Raw genomic sequence first — 20,705 nt, forward strand, 5'->3', positions numbered from 1 at the left:
GAACGCGTGCGGTGACGGCATGATTACGAGGTGTCCGCCCTCACACCGCGGCGTCGTCCCACCCCCGACGGGATGCCCGCGTCCCCCGGAGCCGTACGGCTCGCCTACCTGCGCGAGCGGGCGGCCGGAGCGCGGCGCGCCGCGCTCCTCGTTCTCGGGATCTCCACCACCCTCCTCGTGACCGTCCAGCTCCTGGCGGAGCGGACCGAGACCGGCCGGGCCGCCGCGCCGTACGCGGTGGCGGCGCTCGTGGTCTTCGCCGTGGCGCTGCCCGCCATGACCGCCAGCCAGGTGCTCTGGGGCCTGCGGGAGCAGGAGGCGCGGGTCGGCGAGCGCGAGGTCTTCGCCACCAGGAGCCGCCCCGACGCCCGGCGCCTGCTCACACGGCTGTCGGTCGCGGTCTGCTGGGCGGTGCTGGTGCTGCTCGGCCTCACCGTGCCGCGCCTGTTCACCGACGCCGGCCTGTACGGCGCGGCCGACCGGCTGGCGGACGCCGCCGAGACGCTGGCGATGACCTGTTACATGAGCGGCATGGCGTTCCTGCTGTGGTGGGGCAGGGATGTGATCATGGCAGCGGCGAGACGGCAGCCGCCGCCCGACCCGTGGGACGATGTCCCCGCGCCGTCCCGGCCGCTGCCGCGGCGACTGCCGGGGGTGGGGGTGGTCCTGCCGGTCCTCGCCCTGATCGGCGCCCGCGCGCACCTGTGGGCCCCGGACACGCTGACGGTCCTCGCCCTGGCCGCGGCGGCGCTGGCGGCCTGCGTCGTGGCCGTGCTCGGCGCGCCGAGCCGGGCACCCCGCTCCCACGAGTAGTTACCGATAAGTAGCATTGGTCCGAGAAGCTACCGATCAGTAGGAGCGAACCTCGTGCCTGCGTCCCGTGAAGTCGTCTTCGTCGACGGCGTGCGCACGCCTTTCGGCAGGTCGGGCCCCAAGGGCCTGTACGCCGAGACGCGTGCCGACGACATGGTTGTCCGCGTCATCCGCGAGCTCATGCGCCGCAATCCCGGCCTCCCGCCCGAGCGGGTGGACGAGGTCGCGATCGCGGCCACCACCCAGATCGGCGACCAGGGCCTGACCATCGGCCGCTCTGCCGCCGTGCTGGCCGGCCTGCCCAAGTCGGTGCCCGGCTACGCCATCGACCGGATGTGCGCCGGCGCGATGACCGCCGTCACCACGGTGGCGGGCGGCATCTCCTTCGGCGCGTACGACGTCGCCATCGCCGGCGGCGTCGAGCACATGGGCCGCCACCCGATGGGCGAGGGCGTCGACCCCAATCCCAGGTTCCTGTCCGAGCGGCTGGTCGACGGCTCCGCCCTGATCATGGGGATGACGGCGGAGAACCTGCACGACCGCTACCCGTCCATCACCAAGGAGCGGGCCGACGCGTTCGCCGTGGCGTCCCAGGAGAAGGCGGCCAAGGCGTACGCCGACGGCAAGATCCAGCCGGACCTGGTCCCGATGGCGGCGCGCAAGGCGGCCGAGGGCTGGGGCCTGGCCACCGCCGACGAGGCCCCGCGCCCCGGGACGACCCTGGAGGCGCTGAGCGGCCTGAAGACGCCGTTCCGGCCGCACGGCCGGGTCACCGCCGGGAACGCCTCCGGCATCAACGACGGCGCGACCGGGTGCCTGGTCGCCGCCCGGGAGGTCGCCGAAGAGCTGGGGCTGCCCGCGCGGATGCGGCTGGTCTCCTACGCGTTCGCGGGCGTGGACCCCGAGGTCATGGGCATCGGTCCGATCCCCTCGACCGAGCGGGCGCTGCGCCTGGCCGGGCTGTCCATCGACGACATCGGCCTCTTCGAGATCAACGAGGCGTTCGCCGTTCAGGTGCTCGCGTTCCTCGAGCACTTCGGCATCGCCGACGACGACCCCCGGGTGAACCCGTACGGCGGCGCGATCGCGTTCGGCCACCCCCTCGCCTCCTCCGGCGTACGGCTCATGATCCAGCTCGCCCGCGGGTTCGCCGAGCAGCCGGACGTCCGGTACGGCATCACCACCATGTGCGTGGGCATGGGCATGGGCGGCACGGTCATCTGGGAGAACCTCGCATGAGCGACATCGAGACGTACAAGAGCCTGCTCGCGGGCAAGGACACCGGCGAGGTCGTCACCCGGGCCCTGGTCCGCGACGTGGACCTGCCGTACGGCGCGGGCACCATGGCCCTGATCACCCTGGACAACGGGTTCGACCACACCAAGCCCAACACGTTCGGGCCCCAGGGGCTGCTCTCGCTGAACGACGCCCTGGACGCGATCGAGGCGCGCGGCGACGTGGCGGCGGTCGGCGTCACCGGGAAGCCGTTCATCTTCGCCGTCGGCGCCGACCTCAAGGGCGCCGCCGCGGTGGCGACGCGTGAGGAGGCCGCGGCCATCGGCGCGCTCGGCCACCACGTCTTCCGCCGTCTCGGCGAGCTGGGCGTGCCGACGTTCGCGTTCGTGAACGGCGCGGCCATGGGCGGCGGGCTGGAGATCGCGCTGCACTGCGCGTACCGGACGGTGTCGTCCGGGGTGCCGGCCATCGCGCTGCCAGAGTGCTTCCTCGGCCTGGTGCCCGGCTGGGGCGGCACGCAGCTCCTGCCCCGGCTGATCGGCCCGGAGAAGGCGATCAAGCTCATCATCGAGAACCCGCTCTCGCAGAACCGCATGATCAAGGGGCGGGACGCGTACGGGCTGGGCGTCGCCGACGCCATGTTCGAGCCGGCCGACTTCCTGGAGGAGTCGCTGCGCTGGGCGGCCCGGGTGCTGCGCGGCGAGGAGACCGTGACCCGCGCGCCGTACGAGGGGGACTGGGACAAGGCGGTCGCCGACGCGCGCTTCCTGGTGGACATGAAGCTGCGCGGCGCCTCCCCCGCGCCCTACCGCGCGCTCGACCTGATCGCGCTGGCGAAGACCGCGTCCAGGGACGAGGGCTTCGCCGCCGAGGACGAGGCGCTCGCCGACCTGCTGATGAGCGACGAGCTGCGCGCCGGGCTGTACGCGTTCGACCTGGTGCAGCGCCGGGCGAAGAAGCCGGCCGGCGCGCCGGACAAGGCGCTGGCCCGCAAGGTCACCAAGGTCGGCGTGGTGGGCGCCGGGCTGATGGCCTCCCAGCTCGCGCTGCTGTTCGCGCGGCGGCTGGAGGTGCCGGTCGTGCTGACCGACCTCGACCAGGCACGCCTGGACAAGGGCGTGGGCTACGTCCACACCGAGGTGGACAAGCTGCTCGCCAAGGGCCGCGTCTCCGCCGACCAGGCCGGCCGGATCAAGGCTCTGGTGACCGGGTCGCTGTCCAAGGACGCGTTCGCGGACGCCGACTTCGTGATCGAGGCGGTCTTCGAGGACCTCGACGTGAAGCGCAAGGTGCTGGCCGAGGTCGAGGCGGTCGTCTCGGACGAGTGCCTGCTGGCCACCAACACCTCCTCGCTCTCGATCACCGCGATGGCCTCGGGCCTGCGGCGTCCGGAGCGGGTGGTGGGCTTCCACTTCTTCAACCCCGTGGCGGTGATGCCGCTCCTGGAGATCGTCCGGGGCGACGCCACCGACGACGCCACGCTGGCCACGGCCTTCTCGGTGGCCAAGACGCTGAAGAAGTCGTCCGTGCTCGTCAAGGACGCCCCGGCGTTCGTGGTGAACCGGCTGCTGACCCGGTTCATGGGCGAGGTCATCGCGTCCGTGGACGAGGGCACGCCGCTGGAGGTCGCCGACCACGCGCTGGACGGCCTCGGCCTGCCCATGACGCCGTTCACGCTGCTCCAGCTCGTCGGCCCGGCCGTGGCGCTGCACGTCGCCGAGACCATGCACGCCGCCTTCCCGGACCGGTTCGGCGTGTCGGCCAACCTGGCCGCGCTGGTCGCCGCGGGCAAGCCCGGCGTGTACGGCGCCGACCTCCAGATCGACCCGGAGGCGCGGGCCTTCTTCGAGGGCGGCTCGTCGCCGTCCACGGGCGAGGAGGTGCGGCTGCGCGCGCTCAAGGCGCTGGCCCAGGAGATCCGCCTGATGCTCGACGAGGGTGTCGTCGCGGCACCGCAGGACATCGACCTGTGCATGATCCTCGGCGCCGGATGGCCGTTCCACACCGGCGGCATCACGCCGTACCTGGACCGTGAGGGCGTCTCGGAGGCGGTGACCGGGTCCCGGTTCCTCGCCCCCGGCGTGGCGTCCGTACCGGCCTAGGAAGGTACACCCGTCCCCGGAGTCGCGGATCGGCGGCTCCGGGGACTCCCGCGCAGGGACGACTCGATAGCCTTCTCGCCCGAAGCGGGAGGTTCCGGGTGCCGGAGTTGTTATTGGGGCTGAGCCTCGGGCTGGGTGCCGGGGTCGCGCCGGGGGCGCTGCTCGGCCTGGTGATCACTGCCAGCCTGCGGGGCGGCTTCCGGGCCGGGCTCGGGCTGGCCTGCGTCCCCCTTCTCTCCGACCTGCCCGTCGTGCTGCTCTCGGTCACCGCCGTCGGCGCGCTGCCCGGGGCGCTCCTGCGCGCGCTGTCCGTCCTGGGCGGCCTCTACGTCGTCTACCTGGCGGTCTCCTCGGCCCGTGAGGCCCGTACCGCCCTGCCGCCCGAGCCCGGCGTCACCGCGCCCTCCTCCGCCCGGGAGCTGCTGCGCGGCGTCGCGGTCAACATGCTTAATCCGCACCCATGGCTCTTCTGGATCGCCGTCGGCGCTCCGATCTTCGCCACCGCCTGGGACCGCTCCCCGGCCTCCGCGCTGGCGTTCACCGGCGGCTTCTACCTCGTGCTGGTCGGCTCCAAGGCGGCGCTGGCGGCGCTGATCGGCGTGGGACGGCATCGCCTCGGGGCGCGCGGCTATCGCGTCCTGCTCGTAGGGAGCGCCCTGCTGCTGGCCGCCACCGGGCTGCTGCTCCTCGTCCGGGGCGTCACCGGCTAGCCGCGCCCTGCTGTGGCGAACACCGTACGCGAAGTAGATGACGACCCCGGCGATCATCCACACGACGAACCGCAGCCAGGTCTCCACCGGCAGGTTGAGCATCAGGTACAGGCAGGCCAGCACGGACAGGATCGGCAGCACCGGGACCCACGGCGCGCGGAACGCCCGGGGCAGGTCGGGCCGCGTCCGCCGCAGGATGACCACCCCGATGGACACGACCACGAACGCGAAGAGCGTCCCGATGTTGACCAGTTGGGCGATCGCGGCCAGCGGGATCAGCGCGGCGAGCGTCGCGGTGGCCACCCCGATGATCACCGTGATCACGTACGGCGTGTGGAACCGCTGGTGGACGCGGGCGAGCCCGTGCGGCAGCAGGCTGTCGCGGCACATGGCGAACAGGACCCGGCTCTGGCCGAGCATGAGGATCATCACCACGGTGGTGAGCCCGGCGATGCCCCCGAGGCTGATCACCGTGGCCAGCCACGCCTGCCCGACCGAGAGGAACGCGTCGGCGAGCGGCGCCGACTCGCTCAGCTCCGTGTACGGCTGCATGCCGACGACCACCAGGGAGACCGCGACGTACAGGAACGTGCAGATCCCCAGAGAGGCGAGGATGCCGATCGGCAGGTTGCGCTGCGGGTCGCGGGTCTCCTCGGCGGCGGTGGCGACCACGTCGAACCCGATGTAGGCGAAGAAGACCAGCGCGGCGGCGGTGAAGATGCCGGAGACGCCGAACGCGACCGGTGTCACCCCGAACAGCACCTGGATGAGCGGCGCGGCGAGCCCGCCCCTGGTCGCGATCTCCTGGGACGGGGGGATGAACGGCTGATAGTTCTCCGCCTTGAGGAAGAACAGGCCGGCCACGATGACGAGCAGCACGACGCTGATCTTGATCGCTACCATGGCGGCGTTGAACCGGGCGGACGTCTTGATGCCCGCGATCAGGATGGCGGTGAGCAGCAGCACGATGGCCGCCGCGGGGACGTTCACCACGGCGGTGTCCCCCGCGATGGAGGGGGGCAGGTTGACGCCGACGCTCCGCAGCAGCGAGGTGAAGTAGCCCGACCAGCCGGAGGCGACCACGGCGGCGGCGAGGGTGAGTTCGAGCGTCAGGTCCCAGCCGATGATCCAGGCGGGGAACTCGCCGATCGTCGCGTACGCGAACGTGTAGGCGGAGCCGGCGACCGGGACGGTGGCGGCGAACTCGGCGTAGCAGAGGGCGGCGAGGCCGCAGGCGATCGCCGCGGCGACGAAGGAGATCGCGACGGCGGGGCCCGCGGTGGTCTTGGCCGCGACGCCGGTCAGCACGAAGATGCCGGTGCCGATGATGACACCGACCCCGAAAACGGTCAGGTCGAGGGCGTTCAGGGTGCGGACGAGCCGGTATTTTCCACCTTGGGTGTCTTGGAGCGATTGCTCGACCGACTTTGTCCGAAAAATGGCCATCCGGCTCATACGCAGGCCCCCCAACTGGCGATGACCTGCAAGGTTCCCGGAAACGCGCGGTTCACGCGCGTTTCCGGGACGGGGGTGTCAGACCTGGCCGGCCGGGTCGTCCTCGAGGACGGACGAGCGCCGCGCCACCGCCTCGGTGATCTCCCGGGCGAGGTCCTGCCCGGTGAGGCCGATCTCGGCGAGGATCTTCGGCCGCTTCGCGTGGTCGAGGAAGCGCTGCGGGATGCCGTAGGTCCGCACCGGCACGTCCACGTCGGCGTCGCGCAGCATCCGGGCGACCGCGTCGCCCACGCCGCCGACCCGGCCGTTGTCCTCGACGACCACCACGAGCTTGTGCTCGGCGGCGAGCGGGACCAGCGCATCGTCGAGCGGCTTGACCCAGCGCGGGTCCACCACGGTGGCGGAGATGCCCTGAGCGTCCAGCAACGCCGCCGCGTCCAGGCACACCTCGGCCATCGAGCCGACCGCCACCAGGAGCACGTCGGGCTCTCCGGAGCGCAGCACGTCCATCGTGCCGATCTTGCCGACGGCCGCGATTTCGGCGGCGACCGCGCCCTTGGGGTAGCGGACCACGGACGGGCCGCCCTCGATCGCGACCGCCTCGCGGAGCAGCTCACGCAGCCGTACGGCGTCGCGGGGCGCGGCCATCGACAGGCCGGGGACGATCTGGAGGATCGACATGTCCCACATGCCGTTGTGGCTGGCGCCGTCGTCGCCGGTGACTCCCGAGCGGTCCAGCGTGACCACGACGGGCAGCCGGTGCAGGGCGACGTCCATCAGAAGCTGGTCGAAGGCCCGGTTGAGGAAGGTGGCGTAGAGCGCGACCACGGGACGCAGCCCGCCCATCGCCAGCCCGGCGGCGGACGTGAGGGCGTGCTGCTCGGCGATGCCGACGTCGTAGATGCGGTCGGGGTAGGCCTCGGCGAAGGGGGCGAGCCCGACCGGGTACAGCATCGCCGCGGTGATCGCGACGATGTCCGGGCGCTCGGCGCCGAGCCGGACGATCTCCTCGCTGAACACGTTCGTCCAGCTGTGCGGCTTGGGGGGCTCCTCGCCCGTGACGGGGTCGAACGGGCCGGGCCCGTGGAAGTTGTCCTCGTCGTGGTTCTCCGCGGGCGAGTAGCCCTGGCCCTTGCGGGTGAGGACGTGGACGATGACCGGCCCGCCGAAGCCCTTGGCCTTGCGCAGGGCGGCCTCCAGCGCCTCCAGGTCGTGGCCGTCGATCGGGCCGACGTACTTGAGGCCGAGGTCCTCGAACATCACCTGCGGCGCGAGGATGTCCTTGATGCCCTTCTTCATGCCGTGCAGGGCGTCGTAGAAGGGCGCGCCCACCACCGGGACCTTGGCCAGGTTCTCCTTGACGAACCCCAGCGCGTCCTCGTACTTCTGCGTCATCCGCAGCGACGACAGGTGGCTGGCGAGACCGCCGATGGTCGGCGAGTAGGAGCGGCCGTTGTCGTTGACCACCATGATCAGCGGGAGGTCCTTGCGGGCCGCGATGTTGTTGAGCGCCTCCCAGGCCATGCCGCCCGTCAGCGCGCCGTCGCCGATGACCGCGACGGCCGTGCGGCCGGTCTCGCCGCGCAGCGTGAACGCCTTGGCGAGGCCGTCGGCGTAGGACAGGGCGGTGGAGGCGTGCGAGTTCTCGATCACGTCGTGCTCGGACTCGGCCTGGCTCGGATATCCCGACAGGCCGCCCTCCTGGCGCAGCGTGCCGAAGTCGCCGGCCCGGCCGGTGAGCATCTTGTGCACGTACGACTGGTGTCCGGTGTCGAAGAGGATGGGGTCGCGCGGCGACTCGAAGACCCGGTGCAGGGCGATGGTGAGCTCGACGACGCCGAGGTTGGGGCCGAGGTGGCCGCCCGTCTTGGCGACGGACGAGACCAGCAGTTCGCGGATCTCCGCGGCGAGCCGCGGAAGGTCGCCGGCGTCCATCCGCCTGACGTCCTGCGGACCCTTCACCGTGTCCAGAATCCCCACGAAACATCCTTCCCGCTCGCCGTCGAACAGGCTGAGTCTAGTTCGAGAACATCGTGACGCTTCCCTGGGCAGCACCGAGGCGTCACACTATTTGAAGCAGGATCGATATATTTCCGCTTTACCAGGACTTGACCTTTACCCTACGCTCCTGACTCCATGCGGAAATCCCTTATCGCGCTGCTCATGGGGCTGATCGTAAGCCTTCTCCTTTCCGGTACGGCCGTCGCCTCCACTTCTGCACGACCTGTACCCACCGGCAAGGCCGCGCTGACCAAGAACCCGATCTATACGACGGGCGAGTTCGACTTCACCGAGTGCAAGGAGCTGAACCGCCAGCCCGACGACGTCGACTCGTACAAGATCTATCTCGACCACCTGATGGACTGCCTGAACCTCTCCTGGGGTGAGGAGTTCGCGCAGGCGAAGCTGCCGTTCAGCAAGCCCAAGGTCCGGTTCATCACCGGGGCCGCGCGTACGGGCTGCGGCCGGTACCCGGCGGGTTACGCGGCCGGCATGTACTGCCAGGTGGACAAGACGATGTGGGTCCTCATCGACAAGCACCAGCTCAAGGACCCGTCCGAGTTCGAGCTGTTCACAGTGATCGCGCACGAGTACGGGCATTACATCCAGGACCGGGCCGGCATCCTGCCCGCGGCGGACCGGGCGACGCGCAGGGCGAGCAAGGCCGCGGCCTACGCCATGAGCCGGCGCATCGAACTGCAGGCGGCGTGCTTCTCCGGCGCATTCATCGGCAGCGTGTGGCACTCGCTGGGCCGGGACCAGTTCGACTGGGACGACCTGCTGGAGCGCACGCTCGGCGACGCGCTGCACGGGAAGGCCAAGAACATCCGCTACTGGCTCAAGCGCGGCTGGAACGGTAACGGGCCGGGCGTGTGCAACACCTTCTCCGCGCCCGCGTCGAAGGTCGCCTGACCTGGGGCGACGTACGGCCGACCGCTCCGGCCGGCCGTACCGGTCGCGTCACAAAACGCCGAAAGAATCATGATTATGGTCATGTAGCGGCAGTCTGGTGCAATAGGCTCACGTGACCATGCGAATCCCCCTTATCGCAGTGGTCCCAGGACTGCTCGCCGGTTCGATGGTCATCGGCGCGGCACCCGCCTCGGCCACGACCGATACGACCAAGAGCGCGACATCGGCGCCCTCGGTCATGACCAGCAACAAGCTCTACCGCTCCGGCATGGCGAAGGCAGTGGCCTGCGCCCCCACGGAACCCCGTAAGGGCAGCGCCGCCTCGATCAAGCGCTACCTGCAGTACGTCGCGAAGTGCAACGACATTCTGTGGACCCGCCAGTTCAAGGCGGTCGGCTGGCAGTTCAGCCGGCCCCGCGTCGTGATCATGACCACCGGGACGAAGTCGCCGTGCGGCACGCTCACGAGCTGGTCCCCCGCGCACTACTGCCCCGACTCCCGGACGATCTACTTCCGCCTGCTCAAGTCGCAGATCAAGGACCCGTTCCCGCTCGTCCTGGCCAAGACCATGGCGCACGAGTACGGCCACCACGTGCAGCAGCGCAGCGGGATCATCACCACCTACTGGAGCGACTACAACCGGACGCGGAACCGCACCGCCCGGAACCTGATGAGCCACCGCCTGGAGCAGCAGGCGGAGTGCTTCTCCGGCGTCTTCCTCCGCGCCGCCGAGGACTACCTGCCGGTGGATCAGCGCGAGTACGACTACGTGGTGGACTGGGCCTCCAAGAACGCCACGGACAGCGCGCACGGCAAGGGCCGCAACCAGGCGTACTGGCTGGAGCGCGGCTTCGACTCCGCCTCGCCCGGCGCCTGCAACACCTGGGCGGCGCCGAACGCGCGGGTCGCCTGACCCACGGCCTCAGGCGAGGCGCGACAGGACTTCCAGGGGGTCGGCGAGCACCTGGGCGAAAGCCAGCTCGGCGGCCCCCACCACCGTCGCGTCGTCGCCCAGCGCCGAGATGCGCAGCCGCAGGTCCTCGCGCGACGCGACCAGCGTCGAGGTGTTGATCCGGCTCCGGACCTGGGCGGCCGCGCCGAGATAGAGCTCCCTCAGCACTCCCCCGAAGATGACCATCTCCGGGTTGAAGATATTGACCAGGTTGGCCACGCCGAGACCGAGCCAGTCGCCGACCCGGTGCAGGGCGTCCTGCGCCCGCACGTCGCCCCGGCCCGCCGCGTCGACGACCGCGCGCACGGCCTCCCTGCCGGTGAGCTCGGTGCTGTGACCGGCCAGCTCCATGAGCGCGCGTTCCCCGACCTCGGCCTCCAGGCAGCCGCGGGAGCCGCAGGCACAGGGGCGTCCCCCGGGGTTGACGACCATGTGGCCGACCTCGCCGCCGTAGCCGGCCAGGCCCCCGAGGAGCTGGCCGTTCACCACGATGCCGCCGCCGATGCCCACGTCGCCGTGCAGATAGATCAGGTCCCGGCAGCCGATCCCGACGCCCCGCGACTGCTCGGCGATCGCGCCCACGTTGCCGTCGTTGCCGACCGTGACCGGCAGGCCCAGGGCCAGCCTCTTCGACAGTTCCTCGCCGAACGGCGCGTCCTTGAACCCGATGTTGGGACCGAACCTGACGACGCCGTCCGTCCGGCCGACCGAGCCGCAGATCGCCGCCGCGGCGCCGACGCAGACCGTGTCCGGGCGGGTCTTGCGGTGCATCTGCCGCGCGAAGCCCGCCAGCGCGGCGACAACCTCGGGCATCTCGAAGCCGCCGCGCGGCCGCACCGTCTCGCGGCGGTCGAGGATCACGCCGCCGATGCCGACCCGGGCGGCGACCAGCCGGTCGACGCCCACGTCGAAGGCGAGGACGTACACCCGGGCGGACTCGGGCCGCACGACCAGTGAGGGCCGTCCGGCCCGGCCGGTCTCCCGCGGCAGCTCCTCGCGCACCAGTCCCGCCGCCGTCAGGTCCGCGGTGAGCGCCATGATGGTGCTGCGGTTCAATCCCATGCGGCCCGCCAGCTCGGCCCTGGACGTCGGCCCGCTCAGGTGCACGTGGCGGAGCAGGGTGCCCAGGTTGTGCCTGCGGATCTCCTCCTGTGAGGGACCTGCGCGCATCATCCGTCCGGACTTCGTCGGGGGTTCATGGTTCGGGGACCACGATAGCGGGGTCATCTCCTGCCGGTGGCCGCCGCCCTCTTGCGGGACAGGGCGTCCACACCCGCGGCGAGCAGCAGCACGCAGCCGGTGACCGCGTACTTGACGCCCGATGTGTAGCCCATCAGGCCCATGCCGTTCTCGATCACCGCCACCACGGCGCCGCCCAGGAGCGCGTCCAGTGCCCGGCCCTTGCCGCCGAAGAGGCTGGTGCCGCCGATCACCGCGGCGCCCACGGCGAACAGCAGCACGTTGCTGCCACCCGTGTTCGGGTCGACCGAGTTGGCCCGAGAGGCCGCGATGATGCCGCCGATCGACGCCATGAACGAGCAGACGACGAACGCCGAGATGCGGATCCGGTCCACGTCGATGCCGGCGCGGCGCGCCGCCTCCGCGTTGCCGCCCACCGCGTAGATGTGCCTGCCGTACGCCGTGCGCTGCAGCACGAACGTCAGCACGACGAGCAGGACGACGATCACCGGCACCACGATGGGCACGCCCTTGAGCGAGACGATGACGGCGTTGCGGCTGCGCTCAAGGTTGAGCAGGAAGACGGCGACGCCCGAGATCACCGCGAGCGTTCCCACCCGGAAGGCGATCAGCGACATCGGGACGGCGGGCAGTCCCCTCGCCGTCCGCCTGCGGGCCTGCACGACCTGGAGCGCGGCGTAGGCCAGCACCCCGGCCGCCACGCACACCCACCCGAGCGCGGGTGCCATGTTCTTGTTGGCGATCGCCAGGATGGTCTGGTCCCGGATCGAGATGTTGGTGCCCTCCTTGAGCAGCAGCAGGACGACGCCCTGGAAGGCCAGGAACGCGGCCAGCGTGACCACGAAGGAGGGGATGCCGAGCTTGGCCACCAGTGTGCCGATCACGAGGCCGATGGCCGCGCCGGTCGCCATCGCGGCGAGCACGGCCGCGTACCAGGGCCAGCCCTCGTTGGTGAGCAGCACCCCGAGGACCGCCGCGCAGACGCCGCTGGCGAAGCCCGCCGACAGGTCGATCTCGCCGAGCAGCAGCACGAAGATCAGGCCCATCGCGATGACCGCGACCGCCGCGCCCTGGGTGAACAGGTTGGCGAAGTTGATGGGCGACAGGAACGCCGGGCGCAGGATGGAGAAGACCGCGCAGAGCACGACCAGCCCGGTCACCGCCGGCAGCGCGCCGAGTTCTCCGCCCCGGACCCGCTCCACGTAGTCGCGGACGTGCGGCGCGAGGGCCGGAGCGCCGGCGGCGCCCTTCTCCGGAACCATGGTGGTCGTCATGACGTAGCTCCGTTGCCGTTCTGCAGGCCGAGCTCGCCGCTGCGTCCGGCCGTGATGAGCTCCACGACCTGGGAGTGCGTGACCTCGGAGGTCTTCACCTGGGCGGCCATCCGGCCGAGGTAGAGCGCCGCGACCCGGTCGGACACGGCGAAGACGTCGTTCATGTTGTGCGAGATGAGCACCACGGCGAGCCCCCGGTCGGCGAGGCGGCGCACCAGATCGAGGACCTGCGCCGTCTGGGCGACGCCGAGGGCGGCGGTCGGCTCGTCGAGGATGACGACCTTGCTGTTCCACAGGACGGCCTTGGCGATCGCGACGGTCTGCCGCTGGCCTCCCGAGAGGCTGGACACCCGCTGACGGAGCGACGTCACCGTGCGGACCGCGAGGCCGTCCAGGGTCCTGGCCGCCAGCTCCTCCATCGTGGCCTCGTCCAGGATCAGGCCGCTCCTGCGTTCCCGCCCGAGGAACATGTTCTGCACGATGTCGAGGTTGTCGCACAGCGCGAGGTCCTGGTAGACGATCTCGACGCCCAGGCCGGCCGCGTCCCTGGGCCCGCTGACCTGGACCTTCTCGCCTTCGAAGAAGTACTCGCCGGAGTCGATCGGATAGATGCCGCCGATGCACTTCACCAGCGTGGACTTGCCCGCCCCGTTGTCGCCGACGAGCGCGGTCACCTCGCCGGGGAACACCGAGAAGGCGACGTCGTGAAGGACCTGCACGGGACCGAAGCTCTTGTGGATCCCGCGCAGTTCCAGGACAGGTGCCTGGGACACGATGGACTACTCCGTTGTTCGGGGGCCGGCACCGCTCGCGGGCCGGGCGCGGGGCGCGCCGCGCGGCGCGTCCCGCGCCCGGCCGACGGAGCGCGAGCCGTACGCGGCCGGGGGGAAGGGGATCAGCTGACTCCGGCCTCGGCGCACTTGTCGGCGAAGTCGCCGGTGCACAGCTCGTCCTTGCTGACGTATCCGTCGGCCACGACGTCCTTGACGTTGTCGAAGTAGATGGCCTTCGGGGTGAGCAGGACCGCGGCGACGTCCTTGCCGGTCTCGGTGTCCTTGACGCTGCCGTTCGCAGCCGGCTTCTGGCCCTGGGCGAGGGCGATCGCGAGCCCCGCGGTGGCGTCCGCCTCCTGCTTGACGGCCTTGTAGACCGTCATGCACTGGTCGCCGGCGAGGATGTTCTGCAGGCCCTGGACGGTGGCGTCCTGGCCGGTGACCGGCACCTTGCCGTTGAGCTTGTTCTTCTTCAGCACGGAGATGGCGGCGTTGCCGAGGCCGTCGTTGGCCGCGAGGACGCCGGCGATCTTGGGCGTGCTGGTCAGCATCTGCTCGAAGATGGTGCCGGCCTGGGTGTTGTCCCAGTCGGGCACCGACTGGTCGGGGCCCTTGACGTACTCGCCGGCGTCGTACTTGGGCTTGAGCACGCCGTCGTAGCCCTCCTTGAACAGCGTGGCGTTGTTGTCGGTGGGCGAGCCGTTCAGTTCGGCGATGATCGGCTTGTCGGCCTTCTTGTCGGTCAGGCACTTGGCCAGGCCCTCGCCCTGGAGCTTGCCGACGGCGGTGTTGTCGAAGCTCACGTAGTAGTCGGCGTTGCCTCCCAGCGTGAGGCGGTCGTAGTCGATGGTGGCCACCCCCTGCGACTTCGCCTTGTCGAGGACGGCCTTGCCGGTGCCGCTGTCCAGGTTGACGATCGCCAGGACGTTCACACCGCCGGTGATCATCTGCTCGGCGATGGTCTGGAACGAGTTCTTGTCCCCCTGCGCGTTCTGGATCTCGTAGGCGACGCCCGCGGCTTTGAACGCCTCTTCGAGGTACTTGCGGTCGGCGGTCTCCCACCGGGCCGAGGACTTGCTGTCGGGGAGGATGACGCCGATCTTGCCGCTCGGGGCCGACGACGCGGAGGGAGTGTCGCCGGCCTGCGCCGTGGTGGTGTCACCGCTCTCGCCCCCGCAGGCGGTGAGACCGAGGGAAAGCGCCGCGCCAGCGGCGGCGATGCTGAGGATCCCCTTGCGCATACTGCCTGGGTCCTTTCTCTGACACTGGGGGTCTGGACGTGGCCGAGCTCTGCGCCGGTCCGGTACGGCACCTCCGGGTCACGGTGGTCACCGCATCGGTGAATGTTGTTTGGCACAACGTAATCCAGGGCCAATGCTGTTGAAAGACACAGGAAGGTAACGTTTGTTGTCCGCAGTAACAATCAAGAAATGTACGGTCAACCGGCCTGGCCGGCCAGGCTCTGCACGATGAGTGCGCCCGCCGACACGGCCGCCACGGCGAGGACGGCGGCGCGGGTCCGCCCGCCGTCGAGGTAACGCCGCAGCGGTCGCGAGACGAGGAATCCCACGATCAGGAACGGGATCAGCGAGAGCCCGGCCACGACGGCCCGCTCGGGCAGCTTGCCGACCACACGCAGGACGACCAGGGACTGGGCGGCGCTCAAGAAGAAGAACATGGCGAGGGTGGCCCGGATCTGCGGCCCCTTGGCGTTCTGGTAGACCAGGGCCATCGGCGGGCCGCCGATGCCGGTGGCGGTGCCGGTGATCCCCGAGCAGAAGCCCGCGCCGACCAGGGTCGCCGCGTTGCGCGGGACACTGACCGTCCGCGCGCTGAGCAGGATCGCGACCACGACCATCACCCCGACGAGCACGCCCAGGGTCCCGGCGCTGACGTGCACGACCACCAGCGCGCCCACGAGCGTGCCGGGCAGGCGGCCGAGTACGCCGAACCCGAGACCGCGCCAGTCCACCCTGCGCCACTCGGTGGCCAGCGTGAACAGCGGAAGCGTGGCGTTGACCACCTGGACGGCCCCGGGCATGGCCGACGGGTCGATCAGTGTCAGCAGCGGCGCGGCGACCAGGCCCAGACCGAAACCCACACCGCCCTGAACGATCGCCCCGACGCAGACCGCCAGGCCCGCGACGAGCAGGAGATGAACATCGTGATCCATGCCAGCCGAGGCTAACCACCGTCCGAAACCCGGTTTCACCCGCCATACCGCCGCCGCCATAGCTGACATACCCGGACAATCACTGACAGTAATCGAATCCTCTTGCGAGAGTAATCGGACGGTCACTAAAATCGACCTTGAGACGGAGTCGTAGACCGTTATGTAGATGTCGTCGTAGCCTCTTGAGTATGAGCACCGAGCCCAAGACGACGACGATCCGGGTCAGCTTCGCCACGCGCGACAAGATCGCAAAACTCGCCGAACAGGAAGGAAAGTCAATGACGGCAGTGATTGACGACGCCATCAAAGAACAGGAGAGGAAACTCCGCTGGCAGCGGGTCGCGGAGCAGATGGAACGAACCAGACGGGAAGACCCCGAAAGCTGGGCCGAGTATCTCGCCGAGCAAGAACTATGGCTCGGTGGCCCTTCTCCGACGCGACGGATAGCCCCCGAGTGGGAGGGCGTGATCACACTCCCGGAGGATGGCCGTGCGGATCACGCAGGGTGACATCTGGTGGGCCGATCTCGGTGAGCCCGCGGGCCGGGAACAGGGATACGTCCGTCCCGCGCTCGTCATCAGCAACGATCGCACGATCAGAACCGTCTGGGATCCGGTGCTCGCCGTTCCCCTGACCACGCGGTTCCGGGGTTGGGAGACGCACATCGAGATAGAGCCGGAAGGAACCGGTCTGCCGAAGTCCAGTTGGGCGATGGTTGAGCAGGTGCGAGCGATCTCGCCCACGCGATTCGGGTCAAGGATCGGCGGTGTCTCCCTTGACGTGGTGTCGGAGATCGCCGAGTGGGTTCGCGAGATGCTCTAGAAAACACCGGAGCCGTCCGGGGAGGGAGGGTGTCCCTGCCCGGACGGCTCCGCGGCCTGTTCGAGGTTCACGGCCTCGGTGCGTGCCCGGCGGAGATGGCCTGGGGGCACGCCCCGGCCGCCGAGAAGGCGGCCGGGATCCGCGTCCGGCAGCTCAGCTCTTGGCGAGCAGCGAACGCAGGACGTACTGCATGATCCCGCCGTGGCGGTAGTAGTCCGCCTCGCCCGGGGTGTCGATCCGCACGACGGCCTGGAACTCGACGTCCCCGGCGCGCACGGTCACGGTGGCGGGCGTGGTGCCCGTGTTCAGCTCCTCGACTCCGACGATGTCGAAGGTCTCCTCGCCGGTCAGGCCCAGGGATGCCGCATTCTGCCCCTCCGGGAACTGCAGCGGCAGCACGCCCATGCCGATGAGGTTGGAGCGGTGGATGCGCTCGTACGACTCGGCGATGACGGCGCGGACGCCGAGCAGCGCGGTGCCCTTGGCGGCCCAGTCGCGGGACGAGCCGGAGCCGTACTCCTTGCCGGCCAGGACCACCAGCGGGATGCCCGCGGCCTGGTAGTTCTGCGAGGCGTCGTAGATGAACGACTGCTCGCCGCCCTTGGTGAAGTCGCGGGTGTAGCCGCCCTCCACACCCTTCAGCAGCAGGTTCTTCAGCCGGATGTTGGCGAAGGTGCCGCGGATCATCACCTCGTGGTTGCCCCGGCGGGAGCCGTACGAGTTGAAGTCCTTGACCGCGACGCCGTTCTCGCGCAGGTACTGCCCGGCGGGCGAGTCGGCCTTGATCGAGCCGGCCGGCGAGATGTGGTCGGTGGTGACCGAGTCGCCGAGCAGGGCCAGCACCCGGGCGCCGGAGATGTCCGTCACCGGCTCGGGCGAGGCGGGCATCCCCTCGAAGTACGGCGCCTTGCGCACGTACGTCGAGGCCGGGTCCCACTCGAAGGTGTCACCGGTCGGGATGGGCAGCGACTGCCAGTTCTCGTCGCCCTTGAACACGTCGGCGTAGTCGTGCAGGAACATCTCCTGGCCGATGGACTCGGCGACGACCGTGGAGACGTCCTCGGGCGAGGGCCAGATGTCCTTGAGGAACACCGGCTGACCGTCGGCGCCGACGCCGAGCGGCTCGTTGTTGAGGTCGATGTCCATCGTGCCGGCCAGCGCGTACGCGACCACGAGCGGCGGGGACGCCAGGTAGTTCATCTTGACGTCCGGGTTGATCCGGCCCTCGAAGTTGCGGTTGCCGGACAGCACCGCGGTCACCGCGAGGTCGGAGCTCTGCACGGCGGCCGAGATCTCCTCCGGCAGCGGGCCGGAGTTGCCGATGCAGGTGGTGCAGCCGTAGCCGACGAGGTTGAAGCCGAGCTTGTCGAGGTACGGCTGGAGGCCGGAACGCTCGAAGTAGCCGGTGACGACCTGGGAGCCGGGCGCGAGCGACGTCTTCACCCACGGCTTGCGGGTCAGGCCCTTGTCCACGGCGTTCTTGGCGAGCAGGGCCGCGCCGAGCATGACGTACGGGTTCGAGGTGTTCGTGCAGGAGGTGATCGCGGCGATCACGACCGCGCCGTGGTCGACCTCGAACGAGGTGCCGTCGGCCAGCGTGACCGGGGTCGGCCGGTTCGGACGGCCGCCGTTGAGCCGGGCGGCGTGCGGAGCGTCGCCCGCGCCACCGTGCGAGATCGCCGGGGAGTCCGACGCCGGGAACGACTCGGCGGACGCCTCGTCGGCCGGGCCCTGGATGCTGTCGCCGGGCACGTAGTCGCGCACGGCGGCCCGCCAGGCCTCCTTGGCCGAGGCCAGGGCGATGCGGTCCTGCGGACGCTTCGGACCGGCGATCGACGGGACGACGGTGGACAGGTCCAGCTCGATGTACTCGGAGAAGACCGGCTCCGGAGCGGACGGGTCCAGCCAGAGGCCCTGCTCCTTGGCGTACGCCTCGACGAGGGCGACCTGCTCGGCCGAGCGGCCGGTGAGCGTGAGGTAGCCGATCGTCTCGCCGTCGATCGGGAAGATCGCGCAGGTGGAGCCGAACTCGGGGCTCATGTTGCCGATGGTGGCGCGGTTGGCCAGCGGAACGCTGGAGACGCCCTCGCCGTAGAACTCGACGAACTTGCCGACGACGCCGTGCTTGCGCAGCATCTCGGTGATCGTGAGGACGAGGTCGGTGGCGGTGGCGCCGGCCGGGAGCTTGCCGGTCAGCTTGAAGCCGACGACGCGCGGGATCAGCATCGAGATCGGCTGGCCGAGCATGGCGGCCTCGGCCTCGATGCCGCCGACGCCCCAGCCCAGGACGCCGATGCCGTTCTCCATGGTGGTGTGCGAGTCGGTGCCGACGCAGGTGTCGGGGTAGGCCTTGCCGTCCCTGATCATCACGACGCGGGCGAGGTGCTCGATGTTCACCTGGTGGACGATGCCGGTGCCCGGCGGGACCACCTTGAACTCGTCGAACGCGGTCTGGCCCCAGCGCAGGAACTGGTAGCGCTCGTGATTGCGCTCGTACTCGCGCTGGACGTTCCGGGCGAAGGAGTCCGGGTGGCCGAAGTAGTCGACGATGACGGAGTGGTCGATGACCATCTCGGCGGGGGCGAGCGGGTTGATCCGCGCCGGGTCGCCGCCGAGGTCGCGTACGGCCTCGCGCATGGTGGCGAGGTCGACGACGCAGGGCACGCCGGTGAAGTCCTGCATGATCACACGGGCCGGGGTGAACTGGATCTCGACGCTCGGCGCGGCGTTCGGGTCCCAGCTCGCCAGGGCACGGATGTGGTCGGCGGTGATGTTCGCGCCGTCCTCCGTGCGGAGCAGGTTCTCCAGCAAAATCTTCAGACTGTACGGGAGGCGCGCCGACCCCTCGACGGCGTCCAGCCGGTAGATCTCGTAGGACGCGTCACCGACGCGCAACGTGTCGCGGCTGCCGAAGCTGTTCTCGGACACGACGTTTCGCCTCCCCAGGTTACGGGCCGTCAAAGTTCGCTTTCGCATCCTCCCGCACCCACGGAACACGTCCGACAGTTAGGTTCACCTAACCGGTTTGGGAGTCTCTCGATATCAAGATATCTCGGTAGATATCTTGATATCAAATTAAGTCCCCCGATCGCCCCCGGAAGCTCCGGCCCGGGAGCGTACGAGGCGGGAACCGGCGAGGCGCGTCAGCCGACGGGGAGCCGGAATCGGTGCACGGTGCCGTACCTCTGACCGGTGGCCAGCCGCACCTCTCCGCTCTTCTGGCCGTACACGATCGACCATTGCGTGTGGCCCTGCCGGACGTCGGCGAGCAGATCCATGGCCCGGCCGTCCGACACCTTGCCTCCGCTGCTCTCCAGGGCCTCGCTCAGCGTCCGGTAGCGCTGATCGGCCCGGCGGCTCTCCTCCGTGGACGTCGCCAGGGTGAAGTTCGTCATGGCCTGCCACGGGCCCTCGCCGCGCCGTACCACCATCTCGCCGCCGGTGAACTCGACGACCGCCGACCGCCCCTGAGCGTCGGCGAACATGTAATGCAGCGGCGGGCTGTCGCTGAAGTCGACGTTGTACCGGCCGAAGACGGCGATCGCCTCGTCCACGGTCGCCGCCTGGTCGAGCACGAGGCGCTGGACGCGCAGGCTGCCGACGGTGCGACGCTTGGCGTCGAACGTCGGCTTCGCCTCGGGCACGGTCGCCATGCCCACGACCAGCCCCTTGGCGTTCATCCCGTCGAACGGCAGCAGCGGGGCACCGAGCAGGGCCCGCCGCCCGGCGTCGGTGGTGAAGTCGGCGTCCGACCTCAGCCCGAGGTACGACACGTCCACCATGGAGACCGAGGCGTACCCGTCCGGCGGCGAGGCGAACAGCAGCAGCGCGGGCTGGTGGTCGAAGTCGAAGTTCCGGCCGAACACCGGCGCCGCCGGGTCGCCGTGCGCGGCGAACAGCGAGCAGCCGAACGTGTCCGGTGTCAGCGTGGGCGCGACCGTCGCCAGGCGGTCGTATCCGCCCTGGTAGGTCATCGTCCACAAGGGGTGGTCGTCCACCTTGCGCAGACTCGCCAGCGTGGCGGCCTGCTCGCGGGACAGGTCCTCCCGCCCCGGGGACGCTCCGTTCATGCTCCTCCCAACTCCCGACGGTGACGGGGCGCCGCCGTCGGCCGCGAGCGACGGCGCGGCCCGCCCGGCGGGAGAGGCCGGAGGAGCGCCTCCGGTCCCGCAGGCGGCGAGCGCCGCGACGGCGAGCACGAGCGTGACCGTGGTCCGGGAGGCGTTGCCCATGCCGCCATGATCTCCCGCCGCGCGCCGATTGTGTGGGCGGATCATCCGGT

16 protein-coding genes and 1 pseudogene are annotated in these 20,705 nt (G+C 70.2%); 8 read left to right on the forward strand and 9 right to left on the reverse strand.

From position 1 onward, the window contains the following. The first annotated feature begins 30 nt into the window (after positions 1 to 30). From AWQ68_RS12160 to AWQ68_RS46135, 4 genes are all read left to right on the forward strand, one after another. Entirely contained in the window at positions 31 to 813 is a 783-nt protein-coding gene (locus tag AWQ68_RS12160; protein ID WP_066939260.1) for a hypothetical protein, read from the forward strand. A gap of 54 nt (positions 814 to 867) precedes the next feature. Then, positions 868 to 2,052, forward strand: coding sequence for a thiolase family protein (locus tag AWQ68_RS12165; RefSeq protein WP_066939263.1), 1,185 nt, complete (start codon positions 868 to 870; stop codon positions 2,050 to 2,052). Further along, the gene (locus AWQ68_RS12170; RefSeq protein WP_066939266.1) at positions 2,049 to 4,151 is read left to right on the forward strand and encodes a 3-hydroxyacyl-CoA dehydrogenase NAD-binding domain-containing protein; all 2,103 of its coding nucleotides are present in this window, start codon (positions 2,049 to 2,051) and stop codon (positions 4,149 to 4,151) included. Before AWQ68_RS12165 ends, AWQ68_RS12170 begins: the two co-directional genes overlap by 4 nt. A gap of 170 nt (positions 4,152 to 4,321) precedes the next feature. Continuing rightward, complete coding sequence (locus AWQ68_RS46135) at positions 4,322 to 4,861, forward strand: LysE family translocator (protein ID WP_373281518.1); 540 nt, start codon at positions 4,322 to 4,324, stop codon at positions 4,859 to 4,861. A 21-nt stretch (positions 4,862 to 4,882) separates the two neighbouring features. Here the strand turns inward: AWQ68_RS46135 and AWQ68_RS12175 are convergent. Continuing rightward, positions 4,883 to 6,316 (reverse strand): annotated as a pseudogene (locus AWQ68_RS12175) (amino acid permease); the annotation flags it as partial. Between the two features lie 78 nt (positions 6,317 to 6,394). After that, a complete protein-coding gene (gene dxs, locus AWQ68_RS12180) occupies positions 6,395 to 8,296 on the reverse strand; it encodes a 1-deoxy-D-xylulose-5-phosphate synthase (RefSeq protein WP_066939269.1) in 1,902 nt (633 codons plus the stop codon). Positions 8,297 to 8,452: 156 nt separating this feature from the next. On the opposite strand from dxs, the gene AWQ68_RS12185 reads away from it, so the two are divergent. Both AWQ68_RS12185 and AWQ68_RS12190 read left to right on the forward strand, forming a co-directional pair. Continuing rightward, on the forward strand, positions 8,453 to 9,229 hold the full coding sequence (locus AWQ68_RS12185) for a neutral zinc metallopeptidase (RefSeq protein ID WP_084463899.1): 777 nt from the start codon (positions 8,453 to 8,455) through the stop codon (positions 9,227 to 9,229). A 118-nt stretch (positions 9,230 to 9,347) separates the two neighbouring features. After that, a complete protein-coding gene (locus AWQ68_RS12190) occupies positions 9,348 to 10,142 on the forward strand; it encodes a neutral zinc metallopeptidase (protein WP_157545177.1) in 795 nt (264 codons plus the stop codon). Between the two features lie 9 nt (positions 10,143 to 10,151). On the opposite strand, the gene AWQ68_RS12195 is transcribed toward AWQ68_RS12190, so the two are convergent. From AWQ68_RS12195 to AWQ68_RS12215, 5 genes are all read right to left on the reverse strand, one after another. After that, on the reverse strand, positions 10,152 to 11,351 hold the full coding sequence (locus AWQ68_RS12195; RefSeq protein WP_066939521.1) for an ROK family transcriptional regulator: 1,200 nt from the start codon (positions 11,349 to 11,351) through the stop codon (positions 10,152 to 10,154). A gap of 53 nt (positions 11,352 to 11,404) precedes the next feature. Beyond that, the gene (locus AWQ68_RS12200; protein WP_066939279.1) at positions 11,405 to 12,655 is read right to left on the reverse strand and encodes a sugar ABC transporter permease; all 1,251 of its coding nucleotides are present in this window, start codon (positions 12,653 to 12,655) and stop codon (positions 11,405 to 11,407) included. Then, positions 12,652 to 13,428, reverse strand: a complete 777-nt coding sequence (locus tag AWQ68_RS12205; RefSeq protein WP_066939281.1) for an ATP-binding cassette domain-containing protein — start codon at positions 13,426 to 13,428, stop codon at positions 12,652 to 12,654. Before AWQ68_RS12205 ends, AWQ68_RS12200 begins: the two co-directional genes overlap by 4 nt. A 122-nt stretch (positions 13,429 to 13,550) precedes the next feature. After that, positions 13,551 to 14,669 carry a sugar ABC transporter substrate-binding protein gene (locus AWQ68_RS12210; protein ID WP_066939284.1) on the reverse strand — a complete coding sequence of 373 codons (1,119 nt, stop codon included), beginning with the start codon at positions 14,667 to 14,669 and terminating at the stop codon, positions 13,551 to 13,553. Between the two features lie 197 nt (positions 14,670 to 14,866). Next, entirely contained in the window at positions 14,867 to 15,601 is a 735-nt protein-coding gene (locus tag AWQ68_RS12215) for a sulfite exporter TauE/SafE family protein (protein WP_066939287.1), read from the reverse strand. A 188-nt stretch (positions 15,602 to 15,789) separates the two neighbouring features. On the opposite strand from AWQ68_RS12215, the gene AWQ68_RS12220 reads away from it, so the two are divergent. Together AWQ68_RS12220 and AWQ68_RS12225 are read left to right on the forward strand one after the other, a co-directional pair. Beyond that, entirely contained in the window at positions 15,790 to 16,110 is a 321-nt protein-coding gene (locus AWQ68_RS12220) for a hypothetical protein (protein WP_066939289.1), read from the forward strand. Beyond that, positions 16,085 to 16,423, forward strand: a complete 339-nt coding sequence (locus AWQ68_RS12225) for a type II toxin-antitoxin system PemK/MazF family toxin (RefSeq protein WP_066939291.1) — start codon at positions 16,085 to 16,087, stop codon at positions 16,421 to 16,423. Before AWQ68_RS12220 ends, AWQ68_RS12225 begins: the two co-directional genes overlap by 26 nt. Before the next feature lie 153 nt (positions 16,424 to 16,576). On the opposite strand, the gene AWQ68_RS12230 is transcribed toward AWQ68_RS12225, so the two are convergent. Together AWQ68_RS12230 and AWQ68_RS12235 are read right to left on the reverse strand one after the other, a co-directional pair. Next, the gene (locus AWQ68_RS12230; protein ID WP_174554099.1) at positions 16,577 to 19,399 is read right to left on the reverse strand and encodes an aconitate hydratase; all 2,823 of its coding nucleotides are present in this window, start codon (positions 19,397 to 19,399) and stop codon (positions 16,577 to 16,579) included. Positions 19,400 to 19,566: 167 nt separating this feature from the next. Next, positions 19,567 to 20,655, reverse strand: a complete 1,089-nt coding sequence (locus tag AWQ68_RS12235) for a carcinine hydrolase/isopenicillin-N N-acyltransferase family protein (protein WP_066939297.1) — start codon at positions 20,653 to 20,655, stop codon at positions 19,567 to 19,569. Between the last annotated feature and the right edge of the window lie 50 nt (positions 20,656 to 20,705).

The organism is Microtetraspora fusca, from assembly GCF_001570365.1.
In the GTDB taxonomy this organism is placed as follows: Bacteria; Actinomycetota; Actinomycetes; order Streptosporangiales; family Streptosporangiaceae; genus Microtetraspora; species Microtetraspora fusca.

Excerpts from the sequence above, each read along its gene's own strand:
- AWQ68_RS12190 (WP_157545177.1), top strand. The coding sequence starts at position 9,348 with ATGCGAATCCCCCTTATCGCAGTGGTCCCAGGACTGCTCGCCGGTTCG.
- AWQ68_RS12185 (WP_084463899.1), top strand. The coding sequence starts at position 8,453 with ATGCGGAAATCCCTTATCGCGCTGCTCATGGGGCTGATCGTAAGCCTT.
- AWQ68_RS12170 (WP_066939266.1), top strand. The coding sequence starts at position 2,049 with ATGAGCGACATCGAGACGTACAAGAGCCTGCTCGCGGGCAAGGACACC.
- AWQ68_RS12235 (WP_066939297.1), bottom strand. The coding sequence starts at position 20,655 with ATGGGCAACGCCTCCCGGACCACGGTCACGCTCGTGCTCGCCGTCGCG.
- AWQ68_RS12230 (WP_174554099.1), bottom strand. The coding sequence starts at position 19,399 with ATGCGAAAGCGAACTTTGACGGCCCGTAACCTGGGGAGGCGAAACGTC.
- AWQ68_RS12225 (WP_066939291.1), top strand. The coding sequence starts at position 16,085 with ATGGCCGTGCGGATCACGCAGGGTGACATCTGGTGGGCCGATCTCGGT.
- AWQ68_RS12195 (WP_066939521.1), bottom strand. The coding sequence starts at position 11,351 with ATGCGCGCAGGTCCCTCACAGGAGGAGATCCGCAGGCACAACCTGGGC.
- AWQ68_RS12215 (WP_066939287.1), bottom strand. The coding sequence starts at position 15,601 with ATGGATCACGATGTTCATCTCCTGCTCGTCGCGGGCCTGGCGGTCTGC.
- AWQ68_RS12220 (WP_066939289.1), top strand. The coding sequence starts at position 15,790 with ATGAGCACCGAGCCCAAGACGACGACGATCCGGGTCAGCTTCGCCACG.
- AWQ68_RS12210 (WP_066939284.1), bottom strand. The coding sequence starts at position 14,669 with ATGCGCAAGGGGATCCTCAGCATCGCCGCCGCTGGCGCGGCGCTTTCC.
- AWQ68_RS12200 (WP_066939279.1), bottom strand. The coding sequence starts at position 12,655 with ATGACGACCACCATGGTTCCGGAGAAGGGCGCCGCCGGCGCTCCGGCC.